General features: G+C 43.9%; 7 protein-coding genes, 2 tRNA genes and 5 rRNA genes. 3 read left to right on the top strand and 11 right to left on the bottom strand.

What is annotated here, in order from left to right; translation table 11 throughout:
• Window positions 1-48: 48 nt before the first annotated feature.
• The 11 genes from AQ505_RS03630 to AQ505_RS03575 form a co-directional block, all read right to left on the bottom strand.
• A 16S ribosomal RNA gene (locus AQ505_RS03630) occupies window positions 49-1570 on the bottom strand.
• Between the two features lie 1310 nt (window positions 1571-2880).
• The gene (locus tag AQ505_RS03620; RefSeq protein ID WP_157262177.1) at window positions 2881-3834 is read right to left on the bottom strand and encodes an ISAon1 family transposase; all 954 of its coding nucleotides are present in this window, start codon (window positions 3832-3834) and stop codon (window positions 2881-2883) included.
• A gap of 10 nt (window positions 3835-3844) precedes the next feature.
• The gene (locus AQ505_RS03615; protein WP_062546818.1) at window positions 3845-4210 is read right to left on the bottom strand and encodes an ISAon1 family transposase N-terminal region protein; all 366 of its coding nucleotides are present in this window, start codon (window positions 4208-4210) and stop codon (window positions 3845-3847) included.
• Between the two features lie 295 nt (window positions 4211-4505).
• Window positions 4506-4617, bottom strand: a 5S ribosomal RNA gene (gene rrf, locus AQ505_RS03610).
• 78 nt (window positions 4618-4695) lie between these two features.
• Window positions 4696-4807 (bottom strand): 5S ribosomal RNA (gene rrf / locus AQ505_RS03605).
• A 146-nt stretch (window positions 4808-4953) separates the two neighbouring features.
• Window positions 4954-7833 (bottom strand): 23S ribosomal RNA (locus AQ505_RS03600).
• 218 nt (window positions 7834-8051) lie between these two features.
• A tRNA-Ala gene (locus tag AQ505_RS03595) sits at window positions 8052-8125 on the bottom strand.
• Between the two features lie 14 nt (window positions 8126-8139).
• Window positions 8140-8213, bottom strand: a tRNA-Ile gene (locus AQ505_RS03590).
• A gap of 175 nt (window positions 8214-8388) precedes the next feature.
• Window positions 8389-9910: ribosomal RNA gene (locus tag AQ505_RS03585) — 16S ribosomal RNA — on the bottom strand.
• The 16S, 23S and 5S rRNA genes sit together here with 2 tRNA genes alongside, the layout of an rRNA operon.
• A 676-nt stretch (window positions 9911-10586) precedes the next feature.
• On the bottom strand, window positions 10587-10946 hold the full coding sequence (locus AQ505_RS03580; RefSeq protein ID WP_062546918.1) for a CoA-binding protein: 360 nt from the start codon (window positions 10944-10946) through the stop codon (window positions 10587-10589).
• Between the two features lie 300 nt (window positions 10947-11246).
• Entirely contained in the window at window positions 11247-12788 is a 1542-nt protein-coding gene (locus tag AQ505_RS03575; protein ID WP_062546917.1) for an NAD(P)/FAD-dependent oxidoreductase, read from the bottom strand.
• Between the two features lie 307 nt (window positions 12789-13095).
• Between AQ505_RS03575 and AQ505_RS03570 the strand changes: the two genes are divergently transcribed.
• The 3 genes from AQ505_RS03570 (at window position 13096) to AQ505_RS03560 (ending at window position 14977) form a co-directional block, all read left to right on the top strand.
• A complete protein-coding gene (locus AQ505_RS03570; RefSeq protein ID WP_062546916.1) occupies window positions 13096-13677 on the top strand; it encodes a LemA family protein in 582 nt (193 codons plus the stop codon).
• Window positions 13678-13757: 80 nt separating this feature from the next.
• Entirely contained in the window at window positions 13758-14207 is a 450-nt protein-coding gene (locus AQ505_RS03565; RefSeq protein WP_062546915.1) for a TPM domain-containing protein, read from the top strand.
• Window positions 14204-14977 (top strand): TPM domain-containing protein, encoded by a 774-nt coding sequence (locus AQ505_RS03560; RefSeq protein ID WP_062546914.1) that lies wholly within the window; start codon window positions 14204-14206, stop codon window positions 14975-14977. The genes AQ505_RS03565 and AQ505_RS03560 overlap by 4 nt, the downstream gene beginning before the upstream one ends.
• Window positions 14978-14982 lie beyond the last annotated feature (5 nt).

The following is a 14982-nucleotide window of genomic DNA, read 5'->3' as shown; positions in this document are numbered from 1 at the left end:
TATTGTCATTTATATCATTTACGTAGCGAGTAGTCTGAACTACTCCAGAAAGGAGGTATTCCAGCCGCACCTTCCGGTACGGCTACCTTGTTACGACTTAGCCCCAGTTATCGGTTTTACCCTAGGACGCTCCTTGCGGTTACATACTTTAGGTACCCCCAACTTCCATGGCTTGACGGGCGGTGTGTACAAGGCCCGGGAACGTATTCACCGCGTCATTGCTGATACGCGATTACTAGCGAATCCAACTTCAAGAGGTCGAGTTGCAGACCTCTATCCGAACTGTGAATGGCTTTTTGAGATTTGCTTGCTGTTGCCAGCTTGCTGCCCTCTGTACCATCCATTGTAGCACGTGTGTAGCCCCGGACGTAAGGGCCATGATGACTTGACGTCGTCCCCTCCTTCCTCTCTGTTTGCACAGGCAGTCTGTTTAGAGTCCCCACCTTAACGTGCTGGCAACTAAACATAGGGGTTGCGCTCGTTGCGGGACTTAACCCAACACCTCACGGCACGAGCTGACGACAGCCATGCAGCACCTAGTTTCGTGTGATTGCTCACTCATCTATCTCTAAATGATTCACTAACTTTCAAGCCCGGGTAAGGTTCCTCGCGTATCATCGAATTAAACCACATGCTCCTCCGCTTGTGCGGGCCCCCGTCAATTCCTTTGAGTTTCAATCTTGCGACCGTACTCCCCAGGTGGAATACTTAACGCTTTCGCTTAGCCGCTAACTGTGTATCGCTAACAGCGAGTATTCATCGTTTAGGGCGTGGACTACCAGGGTATCTAATCCTGTTTGATCCCCACGCTTTCGTGCCTCAGCGTCAATGACACCATAGTAAGCTGCCTTCGCAATCGGTGTTCTGTGACATATCTATGCATTTCACCGCTACTTGTCACATTCCGCCTACCTCTAGTGTATTCAAGCTCATCAGTATCAAGGGCACTGCGATGGTTGAGCCACCGTCTTTCACCCCTGACTTAATAAGCCGCCTACGCACCCTTTAAACCCAATAAATCCGGATAACGCTTGGATCCTCCGTATTACCGCGGCTGCTGGCACGGAGTTAGCCGATCCTTATTCCTTCGGTACATTCAGCTACTTACACGTAAGTAGGTTTATTCCCGAATAAAAGCAGTTTACGACCCAGAGGGCTGTCTTCCTGCACGCGGCATGGCTGGTTCAGAGTTGCCTCCATTGACCAATATTCCTTACTGCTGCCTCCCGTAGGAGTCTGGTCCGTGTCTCAGTACCAGTGTGGGGGGTCATCCTCTCAGATCCCCTAGTCATCGTGGTCTTGGTGAGCCGTTACCTCGCCAACTAACTAATGACACGCATGCCCATCTCAATCCTATAAATATTTGATCATTAGATAATGCTATCCTGTGATTTTATGCGGTGTTAATCCGAATTTCTTCGGGCTATCCCCCTGATTGAGGTAGGTTGCATACGCGTTACGCACCCGTGCGCCACTTTCCCGAGAAGCAAGCCTCTCGGTATCGTTCGACTTGCATGTATTAGGCCTGCCGCTAGCGTTCATCCTGAGCCAGGATCAAACTCTCCATTGTAAAATGTTGTGTTTGAACGCTGACCATTCTTAACTTGTTAATAATAGTCTTTATTCTTTTTTGTATTGTCTGTCAGTTTCTGACTCGAAATAATAGCTTTGGTTTTCATGTACTTTGAAACTGTACTATCTGTACCTCGCTACGTTTATAAATGACATCTCTTTAATGAACTTCTCGAATCACCTCGCGGATCTTCTTTATATGTTGCAATCGAATTTCGATTGTTTCAGTCTTTTTTGTTTTGTTATCAAACTCCGTTTGGTAACCCCCGTTTTTGTTGGGACTGCAAAGGTAGAAATCTTTTTGTTATTGTCAAGCTTTATTTGAAAATAAATCTTTTTGTTTTTCTGGTGGTTAAACCGGCAAAACCGACTTTAACAAAGTCCTACTGCAATCTTTCAAAATCTTCTCTCTGTATCTCTTTCACTCAAACCCTTCCTCCGAAGCGGGATGCAAAAGTAGGAAAATTAACCGGCTCTGCAAACATTAATTTTAAAATAATCGGTTTAGGATCGATTATGAAGGGTTTTCAATATGCGCATTCGCAGCAGTAGTCCCCAACTCCCTGTACATTAGACGTATTCTATAGATATCGCTGTTTGAAATAATTGAAACTAATTTGAAGCCATTGCGGCAATAAGGTATGATTCGGATTAAAATCCACAGAACAGATGCGCTCTTAACCTAGGAATGATCAGTAAAAACGTCATCTTTTGTGGTAAGCCCCAGAAAAATTGATGGGATTAACCTCAAAACTGAAATGCCAGCTGCAAAAATCCCTGTTTCAAAATAAAGTTTAAACTTTCCAGCGCTACATACGGGCAGATCCTGACCTCCCAGAGAGACAGCAGACTATAAACAGATGAATCGACCCAGACTTATAGTATACAACTCGCTTTATAATCATTGATATCATGGGAGCTGATCAGCTCTCCGGTAATGATGAATGATGAGCATACGGTAATCGTTTTTTGTGGTTCAGTTATCCGGTGCTTGACCGCCTCTTTAAACAACAAGTTTGGCCAGCAATCATGGAAGAATAGTAAGTACAGGAAATAAATGCATTTAAAATCCTTATAATTAGTCTGTGCATTAAGAGCTGCTGTATGCTGTAATACGTTTTTCAAATACAAGAAAAGGCAGTTTAAGCAAATATGATAGATAATTTAGCTAGGCAACCAGCAGTAAGAGATGAAACCCAATTTCAGGATCCCTTGCTGACAAGCTATGTTCAGGTACAACATTTCCTGCTCATGCATTCAAATCGGATCAATGCCAAAAGTTGTGGAGCAGTGGTTTGAATTTCGCTGTTAAGCATACAATTGTGTAAGTCTGAAAAGGAAGAATTCAATATTTTTGACGCCTCTAAACTGAGCTCTAAAAGCTTTGATTTTGGCGTTGAAAGATTCGGCAGAAGCGTTTGTAGATCTGCGATCAAAGTAGTTTAATATGGTCTGATAATGATTCTGTATCGATCTTGCAATGGTGTTGAAAGCCTTGAAGCCAGTTTGCCTGACTCTTTCGTGCCATTTAGCCAGCTTGGCCAGTGCAAAGACCTTATTCTTTGTGTTTTCAAATAGCTGACTAAGCCCCATACTCAGCCCATATGCTGTTTTAAGATCAGGAAATCTTTCAAATAGAAGCTCAGCACGATCCTTTTGGCTTTGGGTCCAATCGGCAGGCTTTTTATACAATACGTATCTTCCCCTGGCGAGTAATTGCTTGACCGTATCCCCGTTATGGAGTACTTCCGGATGAAAAGGGTGGCCTGTTTTCTTTGATTGCTCAATGGCTTCATTTTCGATATCCATCGCTTCCCATCTATGTTTAATCCGCATTTCCTGTAGCGCTTCGGTAGCCAGTTTCTGCACATGGAAACGGTCAGTGACTCTGATAGCTCCTGGAAAACAACGTTTGCAGATTAGTTCCATATTACCTGCCATATCCAGGGTAATCTCGGTCACCTTTTTTCTCAGCCGTTCAGGAATTTGTTGCAATACAGAAATCACCGTTTCGGCTTTAGTTCCCGCTACAATAGCCACGATAGCCCCTTTTTTACCTTTAGCAGCTTTATTGGTGATAATAGTATAAAGTTCACCATGGGACAGACTGGTTTCATCAATGGAGAGCTGTTCACCAAGATTCTCCGGGTATAATAGCCATTGTTTTGCATGTGCTTTTTGATCCCAGCTTTTAAAGTCGCTGAGGTAATCACGGTACTGACGAAGCAGGTTTTTGACCTTTACACCATAAAATGAACTGATCGTATCAACGCTACTCGGGGCTGTATCGATTGATTTCTTTTAAAAAAGCCGCGAAATCTCCTGTCATTCGCGTTCCTTTCTCAACTAAAGTCCAATCCCGGTAGATCACTTTGCCGCTTTCCAAATTGATCCAGCGCCGGCGTTTGATATGATAGAAGACCTTATGTCCACGAATGGGGAAATCCTGAACCACGATCTGCGGGAAAAAACCTTTTGACTGCACCTTGAGCGAGCCCCATTCTGTAGGCAGTTGATTGAGTTCTTCCAACTGAATATGAAAAGTGTCAGGGTCTTCAATGGCATTGGTAAATTCAAAATTCTCTATGATAAATTCCGGTAAAAACAGACGAAGTAAAGTGGTGCTCGCAGAAGGCATAAATAAAATGGGATATAGATAGACAAAGCTATAATTTTATCTCTTGCTCCACAACTTTTGGCATTGATCCTTCAAATCTAAGCTATCAGGACGCCAATCCAGCAGCAGCGCCCATTCCTGCATGAGTCCTGGTTTCAATAAGAGATCAAAATTTAAAAAACATAGACCAGCTCAATACCTCAGCAGGGTCCAGCCCAGGGGAAACTAAACTTAGGAAAGCACAGATGGTATGCTCCCAATAAAAAATCCCTGTAAACAAGAAAAGCCTGCAGTTTCCTACAGGCTTTCTTTTAAGATTTGGCACCGACCTACTCTCCCACGTGTTACCGCAGTACCATCGGCTCTGGTGGGCTTGACTGCTCTGTTCGGAATGGGAAGAGGTAGACACCACCGATATAGGCACCTAAATATTTTTAATACTTTAATTAGAGTTCTTTGTTATGTGTAAAAGAAAAGCCTGTAGTTTCCTACAGGCTTCCTTTAAGATTTGGCACCGACCTACTCTCCCACGTGTTACCGCAGTACCATCGGCTCTGGCGGGCTTGACTTCTCTGTTCGGAATGGGAAGAGGTAGACACCGCCGATATAGGCACCTAAATATTTTTATTGTTTGCTTTTCCGTATCAGGTATCCTTAGCAAAAGCTATCGGTATTCCCATATACACGAACCATATCCTATGGCCCACAAACAGTGACATATTATTGAAAGAAGTTATTATGAAGAACAAACAACAGTTTATTGCTCTTGAAAGCTTCGGATGATTAGTATTACTCGACTTTGATGTCACCACCTTTACATCTGTAACCTATCAACGTAGTAGTCTGCTACGGTCCTATATGGAATTCTCATCTCGTGGCTAGTTTCGCACTTAGATGCTTTCAGCGCTTATCTATTCCCAACGTAGCTACTCTGCAATGCCCCTGGCGGAACAACAGATTCACTAGAGGTTAGTCCAACCCGGTCCTCTCGTACTAAGGTCAGCCCCACTCAAAATTCCTACGCCCACAACAGATAGGGACCGAACTGTCTCGCGACGTTCTGAACCCAGCTCGCGTGCCACTTTAATCGGCGAACAGCCGAACCCTTGGGACCTTCTCCAGCCCCAGGATGTGACGAGCCGACATCGAGGTGCCAAACCTCCCCGTCGATATGAGCTCTTGGGGGAGATCAGCCTGTTATCCCCAGCGTACCTTTTATCCTTTGAGCGATGGCCCTTCCATGCAGAACCACCGGATCACTATATCCGTCTTTCGACCCTGCTCGGCTTGTCTGCCTCACAGTCAAGCAAGCTTATGCTATTGCACTCCTCATACGGTTACCAAGCGTATTGAGCTTACCTTTGAAAGCCTCCGTTACCTTTTTGGAGGCGACCACCCCAGTCAAACTACCCATCAAACAATGTCCCCCCCGAAAGGGGTTAGACACCGAATACAAAAAGGGTGGTATTTCAACGTTGACTCCACAACACCTAGCGATGCCGCTTCACAGTCTCCCACCTATCCTACACATCTTGTATCCAATGTCAATGTTAAATTGTAGTGAAGGTGCATGGGGTCTTTCCGTCCCGTTGCGGGTACCCGGCGTCTTCACCGGGACCACAATTTCACCGAGCTCATGGCTGAGACAGCGCCCAGATCGTTACACCATTCGTGCAGGTCGGAACTTACCCGACAAGGAATTTCGCTACCTTAGGACCGTTATAGTTACGGCCGCCGTTTACTGGGGCTTCGATTCAATGCTTCTCCTTTAACAGATGACATCCCCTCTTAACCTTCCAGCACCGGGCAGGTGTCAGGCCTTATACTTCATCTTTCGATTTTGCAAAGCCATGTGTTTTTGTTAAACAGTCGCCTGGGCCTTTTCACTGCGGCTGATATTGCTACCAGCGCCCCTTCTCCCGAAGTTACAGGGCCATTTTGCCGAGTTCCTTAGCCATGATTCACTCGAGCACCTTAGAATTCTCTTCCCGGATACCTGTGTCGGTTTGCGGTACGGGTTTTTATAACCTGAAGCTTAGCGGTTTTTCTTGGAAGTCTGATTACCTGCGCTATCTACGCCCCCGAAGGTTTGCAGTACTATCGGGTTTCAGCTAGGTCTGCGGATTTGCCTACAGTCCTAATACCTACGCCCTTTAACGATCTATTCCGTCAGATCGCGGCAGTGTCACTACTCCGTCCCCACATCGCAGTTATAAAAAGTACTGGAATATTAACCAGTTGTCCATCGAATTTCCCCTTCGGGTTCTCCTTAGGCCCCGACTAACCCTGATCCGATTAGCGTTGATCAGGAAACCTTATCCTTTCGGTGGGCGGGTTTCTCTCCCGCCTTATCGTTACTTATGCCTACATTTGCTTTTCCAGAAGCTCCACCACAACTTACGTCATAACTTCGCTGCCGCTGGAATGCTCCCCTACCGTAATATTAATATTACCCATAGCTTCGGTGTATAGTTTAATGCCCGTTTATTATCCATGCCCGATCGCTCGACTAGTGAGCTGTTACGCACTCTTTAAATGAATGGCTGCTTCCAAGCCAACATCCTAGCTGTCTATGCAATCGGACCTCGTTAGTTCAACTTAACTATAACTTGGGGACCTTAGCTGATGGTCTGGGTTCTTTCCCTCTCGGCCCGTGACCTTAGCACCCCGGGCCTCACTGCAGTGTATATTATATAGCATTCGGAGTTTGTCTGGATTTGGTAGGATTTGACTCCCCCGCACCCAATCAGTAGCTCTACCTCTATATAACTTAACCACCACGCTGTTCCTAAAAACATTTCGGGGAGTACGAGCTATTTCCCAGTTTGATTAGCCTTTCACCCCTACCCACAGATCATCCGGAAACTTTTCAACGTTTATCGGTTCGGTCCTCCAGTACGTGTTACCGCACCTTCAACCTGTCCATGGGTAGATCACAAGGTTTCGCGTCTACCTCCCCTGACTATACGCCCTATTCAGACTCGCTTTCGCTGCGGCTGCGTGTCTTAAACACTTAACCTTGCCAGAGAAGAGTAACTCGTAGGCTCATTATGCAAAAGGCACGCCGTCACGCCACCTGGACGCTCCGACCGCTTGTAAGCACACAGTTTCAGGTTCTATTTCACTCCCCTGTTCGGGGTTCTTTTCACCTTTCCCTCACGGTACTGGTTCACTATCGGTCTCTCAGGAGTATTTAGCCTTACCGGATGGTGCCGGCAGATTCCCACAAGGCGTCTCCGACCTCGCGGTACTCAGGATACTACTAGACTAATGTTACTTACGTGTACGAGGCTCTCACTCTATATTGCCAGGCTTCCCATCCTGTTCCACTTCATTTCATTAATGCCATATCGTAGTCCTACAACCCCAGCTATGCCGTAACATAACTGGTTTGGGCTCTTTCCCGTTCGCTCGCCACTACTTAGGAAATCATTATTATTTTCTCTTCCTCTGCTTACTTAGATGTTTCAGTTCGGCAGGTTTGCGTACATTGTACGACTAGTCTTCAACTAGCCAGGTTTCCCCATTCGGAAATCTCCGGATTAATTCATATTTGCTAATACCCGAAGCTTATCGCAGCTTATCACGTCCTTCATCGCCTCTGAGAGCCAAGGCATCCCCTGTGTGCTCTTATTTACTTTCTTCTCTCCATAGCCTTTTGCGCCTATGGAAATGCTTTTTTTGATTGTCGTTATCTTCTTAGTTTGTCGTAATTGCTTACTTCATCCCTCCAAGCTAACAACGTCTCTATTGTTGTTTGCTCTTCTTTATTAACTTCTTCCAATATGTCAAAGAACTTTAGTTCCCCTAATTGCCTGCTGGCAATTATATTTATGGCCTCTCGTATTTAGACCGGGTAATGTGGAGAATAACGGAGTCGAACCGTTGACCTCCTGCGTGCAAGGCAGGCGCTCTAGCCAGCTGAGCTAATCCCCCTTAGAGTATATATGTAGTCCCGAGCAGATTTGAACTGCTGACCCCTACATTATCAGTGTAGTGCTCTAACCAACTGAGCTACGGGACTAGGTTAAATTCAGCTTCGGTAATTGTTCTGAGGTGTCTCATTCACAATCCCTGTAGCCTCATCCACTCCCTCGCTTAGTCAGAAACACTTATGATGCTTCATTCTATGGGTTTTTCTTTTGAGATTTTATTGTCATTTATATCATTTACGTAGCGAGTAGTCTGAACTACTCCAGAAAGGAGGTATTCCAGCCGCACCTTCCGGTACGGCTACCTTGTTACGACTTAGCCCCAGTTATCGGTTTTACCCTAGGACGCTCCTTGCGGTTACATACTTTAGGTACCCCCAACTTCCATGGCTTGACGGGCGGTGTGTACAAGGCCCGGGAACGTATTCACCGCGTCATTGCTGATACGCGATTACTAGCGAATCCAACTTCAAGAGGTCGAGTTGCAGACCTCTATCCGAACTGTGAATGGCTTTTTGAGATTTGCTTGCTGTTGCCAGCTTGCTGCCCTCTGTACCATCCATTGTAGCACGTGTGTAGCCCCGGACGTAAGGGCCATGATGACTTGACGTCGTCCCCTCCTTCCTCTCTGTTTGCACAGGCAGTCTGTTTAGAGTCCCCACCTTAACGTGCTGGCAACTAAACATAGGGGTTGCGCTCGTTGCGGGACTTAACCCAACACCTCACGGCACGAGCTGACGACAGCCATGCAGCACCTAGTTTCGTGTGATTGCTCACTCATCTATCTCTAAATGATTCACTAACTTTCAAGCCCGGGTAAGGTTCCTCGCGTATCATCGAATTAAACCACATGCTCCTCCGCTTGTGCGGGCCCCCGTCAATTCCTTTGAGTTTCAATCTTGCGACCGTACTCCCCAGGTGGAATACTTAACGCTTTCGCTTAGCCGCTAACTGTGTATCGCTAACAGCGAGTATTCATCGTTTAGGGCGTGGACTACCAGGGTATCTAATCCTGTTTGATCCCCACGCTTTCGTGCCTCAGCGTCAATGACACCATAGTAAGCTGCCTTCGCAATCGGTGTTCTGTGACATATCTATGCATTTCACCGCTACTTGTCACATTCCGCCTACCTCTAGTGTATTCAAGCTCATCAGTATCAAGGGCACTGCGATGGTTGAGCCACCGTCTTTCACCCCTGACTTAATAAGCCGCCTACGCACCCTTTAAACCCAATAAATCCGGATAACGCTTGGATCCTCCGTATTACCGCGGCTGCTGGCACGGAGTTAGCCGATCCTTATTCCTTCGGTACATTCAGCTACTTACACGTAAGTAGGTTTATTCCCGAATAAAAGCAGTTTACGACCCAGAGGGCTGTCTTCCTGCACGCGGCATGGCTGGTTCAGAGTTGCCTCCATTGACCAATATTCCTTACTGCTGCCTCCCGTAGGAGTCTGGTCCGTGTCTCAGTACCAGTGTGGGGGGTCATCCTCTCAGATCCCCTAGTCATCGTGGTCTTGGTGAGCCGTTACCTCGCCAACTAACTAATGACACGCATGCCCATCTCAATCCTATAAATATTTGATCATTGGATAATGCTATCCTGTGATTTTATGCGGTGTTAATCCGAATTTCTTCGGGCTATCCCCCTGATTGAGGTAGGTTGCATACGCGTTACGCACCCGTGCGCCACTTTCCCGAGAAGCAAGCCTCTCGGTATCGTTCGACTTGCATGTATTAGGCCTGCCGCTAGCGTTCATCCTGAGCCAGGATCAAACTCTCCATTGTAAAATGTTGTGTTTGAACGCTGACCATTCTTAACTTGTTAATAATAGTCTTTATTCTTTTTTGTATTGTCTGTCAGTTTCTGACTCGAAATAATAGCTTTGGTTTTCATGTACTTTGAAACTGTACTATCTGTACCTCGCTACGTTTATAAATGACATCTCTTTAATGAACTTCTCGAATCACCTCGCGGATCTTCTTTATATGTTGCAATCGAATTTCGATTGTTTCAGTCTTTTTTGTTTTGTTATCAAACTCCGTTTGGTAACCCCCGTTTTTGTTGGGACTGCAAAGGTAGAAATCTTTTTGTTATTGTCAAGCTTTATTTGAAAATAAATCTTTTTGTTTTTCTGGTGGTTAAACCGGCAAAACCGACTTTAACAAAGTCCTACTGCAATCTTTCAAAATCTTCTCTCTGTATCCCTTTCACTCAAACCCTTCCTCCGAAGCGGGATGCAAAAGTAGGAAAATTAACCGGCTCTGCAAACAATATTACCCTTATAATTGTATCATACCTCTAACTACATGAATTACAGCACAAAAGAATAACATAGATTTAACATAGAATATACGAACTAGAAAAACATGATGCGCATCTAGTAGTCTTAATGGTATAGTATATATAATAGGATCGATTTCATCAACAATATTAGACCTGTCCGGTACTAATAACTTCTATTTAATACTGCCCTGTAGATAGTAAAACTAAAGTACAAGCTTCTACCGACTCTATATTATTCTTTTTCAAAAGAGATTCAAGCTCTTCATTCTCTGTACCTGGATTAAAAATTACTCTTTTAGGTTTAGTTTGGAGGATATAATCATAATAGTTATGTTGTATATCTTCACCTATATATAAAGTAATCGTATCAATATCTTCATGTACAGTTCCTGGCTGCTCGATAGTTACTCCTGCAACCTCTCCTTTTTTCACGCCAACATTAACAAAGGGATGCCCTTTTGCTTTCAACATATGAGCAGCTTTAAAAGCATAACGCATGGGATTTGGGGAAGCCCCAATAATTAATGTATTTTTCATTTTGTAAATATTTAGGTTTACTTAAAAAATCGCAGCATAAAAACTGTGATGAGTATTCAAATGTTTTTGGAAGGAGTTTTCCTGCAGAAAATTAAACGCAGCGCCAGCAAAAATTACAAAGCGATTCAATCTTCAGAAGTAAATCAAACTGATCCACAAGTAATCAAATGAACAAGCGAATGGGCTAAACCAAGAGTCATAACCGGCTATCCAAGTCAAAACGCATTAAATTAATAAGCAAGCCTATTCACAATTCATCCTCCCGACGAAATAAACAACAAAAACACAAATCTGTTTCTATTAAGCTAGTTTAAAAATCGCATTTGCACAGTTTACCCCATCAATTGCGGCAGAAACAATCCCTCCTGCATAACCAGCACCTTCCGCACAAGGAAACAGACCTGCAACTTGCGGGTGTTGAAAAGTGTCCTTATCTCTTGGAATACGAACTGGAGAAGAGCTTCTGCTTTCCACTCCTACAAGAATAGCTTCATTGGTATAATAACCTTTCATTTTCTTTCCAAAAAGTGGCAGCGCATTTCTTAAGCTTGAAGCCACAAAATCGGGTAAAGTATCTTTTAGCATCACACTTTTTGTTCCTGGCAGATACGAGTTTTTAGGCAAATCAATGGACACCCTATTCTCTACAAAATCCACCATTCTTTGTCCTGGTGCAACAAGACTCCCTCCTCCTAGCTGGAAAGCGGCACGTTCAATTTCCGCCTGAAAATTCATCATCCTTAATGGATCTGTTCCTTTTACATCATCAAGTGTGATCTGTACCACAGTTCCTGAATTGGCGAATGGATTATTTCTTTTAGAGGGAGACCATCCATTTACCACAATCTCATCGTCGTGGGTAGCACAAGGGGCAATAATTCCACCTGGGCACATACAAAAGGAGAAAACACCTCTACTTCCAACCTGTTCCACCAAACTGTAATAAGCTGGCGGCAGAAACTCACTGCGAATGTCGCAATGGTATTGAGCGGCATCAATGATGGCCTGAGGATGTTCGATTCTCACACCAAGTGCAAAAGGCTTAGCTTCTACGAGAATATTTTTATTATTTAATAACTCATAAATATCTCTTGCTGAGTGCCCAGTGGCTAAAATAACCGCATCAGCCATCAATTTCCCCTCCCCATTGATCACCACACCTTTAATTTTCCCAAAATCAATCAGTAAATCAGTCACTTTCTGATCAAAGCGTACCTCGCCACCGGCACTGAGGATCCGTTCTCTGATAGCGGTTATAATTTGAGGTAGTTTATTTGTACCAATATGTGGACGCGCGTCTACTAAAATATCCTCAGTTGCACCATGCTCCACAAATATCTGCAATACCTTATTTATGTCACCACGTTTATTGGATCGGGTATAGAGTTTACCATCAGAATAAGTTCCTGCACCACCTTCCCCATAGCAGTAATTGGATTCTGTATTTACGATCCCGTCCTTATTGATCGCCGCCAGATCCCTTCTACGTTGTTTTACATCTTTACCACGTTCTAAAACAATAGGTTTAAATCCATTTTCGATACATTGTAAAGCAGCAAACAAACCAGCAGGACCGGCTCCAACAATAATTACAGGCTTTTTATCGCTCACATTTGGATAATTTATCTCAAAAACATCTATCACAGGCTCCTCATCAATAAATACCCTTACTTGCAGGCGATAAATCACTCTTCTAGAGCGCGCATCGATAGATCGTTTTAAAATCTTATATCCTTTAATTCGTGTTTGTTTGATTTCTAAGACCTCAGATAAGGCATTTTTTAAGATTGCTTCCTGTTCAACATCTTCAGGAGCCAGGGTAATTTCTATTTCTTTTTGCATAAATATGTCAGGTTTTTATCCTGAACCGCTGCAAATATAGGAATTCCTAGGGTGATGATAGAAGTGCTAATCTAGCGAAGTAGTGCAAAAAGGCCTTAATGAATGAGTTAATGACTGACAAAAATGCCGATTACTGAGAATTACAGGCTGATTCGTCATTTTTGTAAAAACCTGTCATGTTTTTATGCTGATTAGTAACAAAGGTACGGAAATTGAGTTCTAATGTGTAAATTAACACTAGAAAAACAAAAACGCAAAACCTGAACATAACAACGGTTAGCGATCAGGTCAATTAAAAACAGAAATTATGAAAAAAACAGTATTAGCAATAGTCGGTATTTTAGTTTTATTGGTAGTCGTAAGCGGGTGTGGCTACAATGGTCTGGTTAAATTAGATGAAGATGTAAAGGCGAAATGGAACCAGGTAGAAACCCAATACCAAAGACGTTCAGATTTAATTCCCAACCTTGTAAATACCGTTAAAGGCGCGGCTAAGTTCGAGCAATCTACTTTAACTCAAGTTACAGAAGCACGTGCTAAAGCGACTCAGGTAACGATTGACCCTGATAAATTAACTCCAGAAAATATTGAAAAATACCAGGCAGCACAAGGACAGGTGAGTCAGGCGCTTGGACGTTTGTTAATGGTTACTGAAAACTACCCAGAATTAAAGGCCACGGAACAATTCAGAGATGTTTCTGCTGAACTTGCAGGAACAGAAAACAGAATTGCTGTTGCGCGTAAAGATTTTAATGAAGCAGTACAGATCTATAATACCAAAGTAAGGTCTTTCCCAAATAACCTGACTGCCGGCATATTTGGTTTTAGTCAAAAAGCAGGCTTTAAAGCCGATGCTGGTGCAGAAAAAGCGCCAAAAGTAGAATTCTAAAATACCGTCACAACATTTAAGGGTAATCTGTGTTTTAGTTAAAACACAGATTACCCTTATCTTTATACAGTTATCCTATTATGGGAATTTTCACAGAACAAGAACAAGAATTAATAGCCAATGCGATTTCAGAAGCCGAGAAAGCGACTTCAGGCGAAATCAGAATCGCAGTAGATAAACATTGCGAAGGCGACCCTATTGAGAAAGCAACTTCCTACTTCGCCAAATTAGGCATGGAAAAAACCTCAAGGCACAATGGCGTACTCATCTACCTTGCTTATATTGACCATAAATTTGCCATCATTGGCGATAGCGGCATCAACAAAGTAGTCCCGGAAGACTTTTGGGAAACAACAAAAGTTGCCATGACTGCACATTTCTCTGGTGGTAACCTGGTTCAAGGAATTATTGCCGGAATCATGTTAGCAGGAGAAAAACTAGCCACCTTTTTCCCTTATGAAGGAGGTGATATCAATGAATTACCCAACGAAATTATCTTTATGGACCAGTATAAATCCGTAAAGCCATGAAAAAACTAATTATAGCTTTCTTATTTATCCTCATTTCAACTTTAGGTTTCGCACAGGACTTTCCTGCTAAACCAAACAAACTGGTGAATGACTATACAGGAACACTAACTCCTGCTCAACTCCAGCAGCTCGAACAAAAACTCGTAGCCTTTGACGATTCGACTTCTACACAGATTGCTATTGCGATTGTAAAATCCGTAGGTGATTATGATATTGGTGAATATGCATTGGAACTAGGTAGAAAATGGGGCGTAGGTGGAAAAGGCAAAGACAACGGCATCATGATTGTTGCAGCCCTGGGAGATCGAAAGATATCCATCCAGACTGGTTATGGTGTAGAGGGGGCACTCCCTGATTTATACGTTCGCCGAATTATAGACAATGACATCAAGCCTTATTTTAAAACAGGTGACTATTTCGGAGGCCTGCAGGCTGGTACAGATGCCATCATCAGTTATACCAAAGGAGAATACAAAAACGACAAACCTAAAGCTGGAAAAAGTGAGGGGGGAGCCGGTGGTATCATCGTGATTATCATCATCGTTATCGTAGTAATTATAGTCCTTAAAAAAGGTGGCGGCAGTGGTGGGGGTGGTCAGGTGATCGGTAGTCGAGGTGTTGCAGATGCACTTTTCTGGAGCATGTTATTGGGCGGAGGAAGAGGTTCTGGCGGAAGTGGCTTCGGCGGTGGCAGCAGTAGTGGCGGCGGCGGCTTTGGCGGCTTCGGCGGAGGTAGTTTTGGTGGTGGAGGCAGTAGTGGTAGCTGGTAAATATT

Source organism: Pedobacter sp. PACM 27299, assembly GCF_001412655.1.
GTDB lineage: Bacteria > Bacteroidota > Bacteroidia > Sphingobacteriales > Sphingobacteriaceae > Pedobacter.
The sequence above is the reverse complement of the archived record's forward strand: the minus strand, read 5'-3'. Positions and strand labels throughout refer to the sequence as shown.

Bases quoted from the DNA above. Each gene is read 5' to 3' on its own strand.
- AQ505_RS03615 (WP_062546818.1), bottom strand. From the start codon at position 4,210: ATGCCTTCTGCGAGCACCACTTTACTTCGTCTGTTTTTACCGGAATTT.
- AQ505_RS03580 (WP_062546918.1), bottom strand. From the start codon at position 10,946: ATGAAAAATACATTAATTATTGGGGCTTCCCCAAATCCCATGCGTTAT.
- AQ505_RS03575 (WP_062546917.1), bottom strand. From the start codon at position 12,788: ATGCAAAAAGAAATAGAAATTACCCTGGCTCCTGAAGATGTTGAACAG.
- AQ505_RS03570 (WP_062546916.1), top strand. From the start codon at position 13,096: ATGAAAAAAACAGTATTAGCAATAGTCGGTATTTTAGTTTTATTGGTA.
- AQ505_RS03565 (WP_062546915.1), top strand. From the start codon at position 13,758: ATGGGAATTTTCACAGAACAAGAACAAGAATTAATAGCCAATGCGATT.
- AQ505_RS03560 (WP_062546914.1), top strand. From the start codon at position 14,204: ATGAAAAAACTAATTATAGCTTTCTTATTTATCCTCATTTCAACTTTA.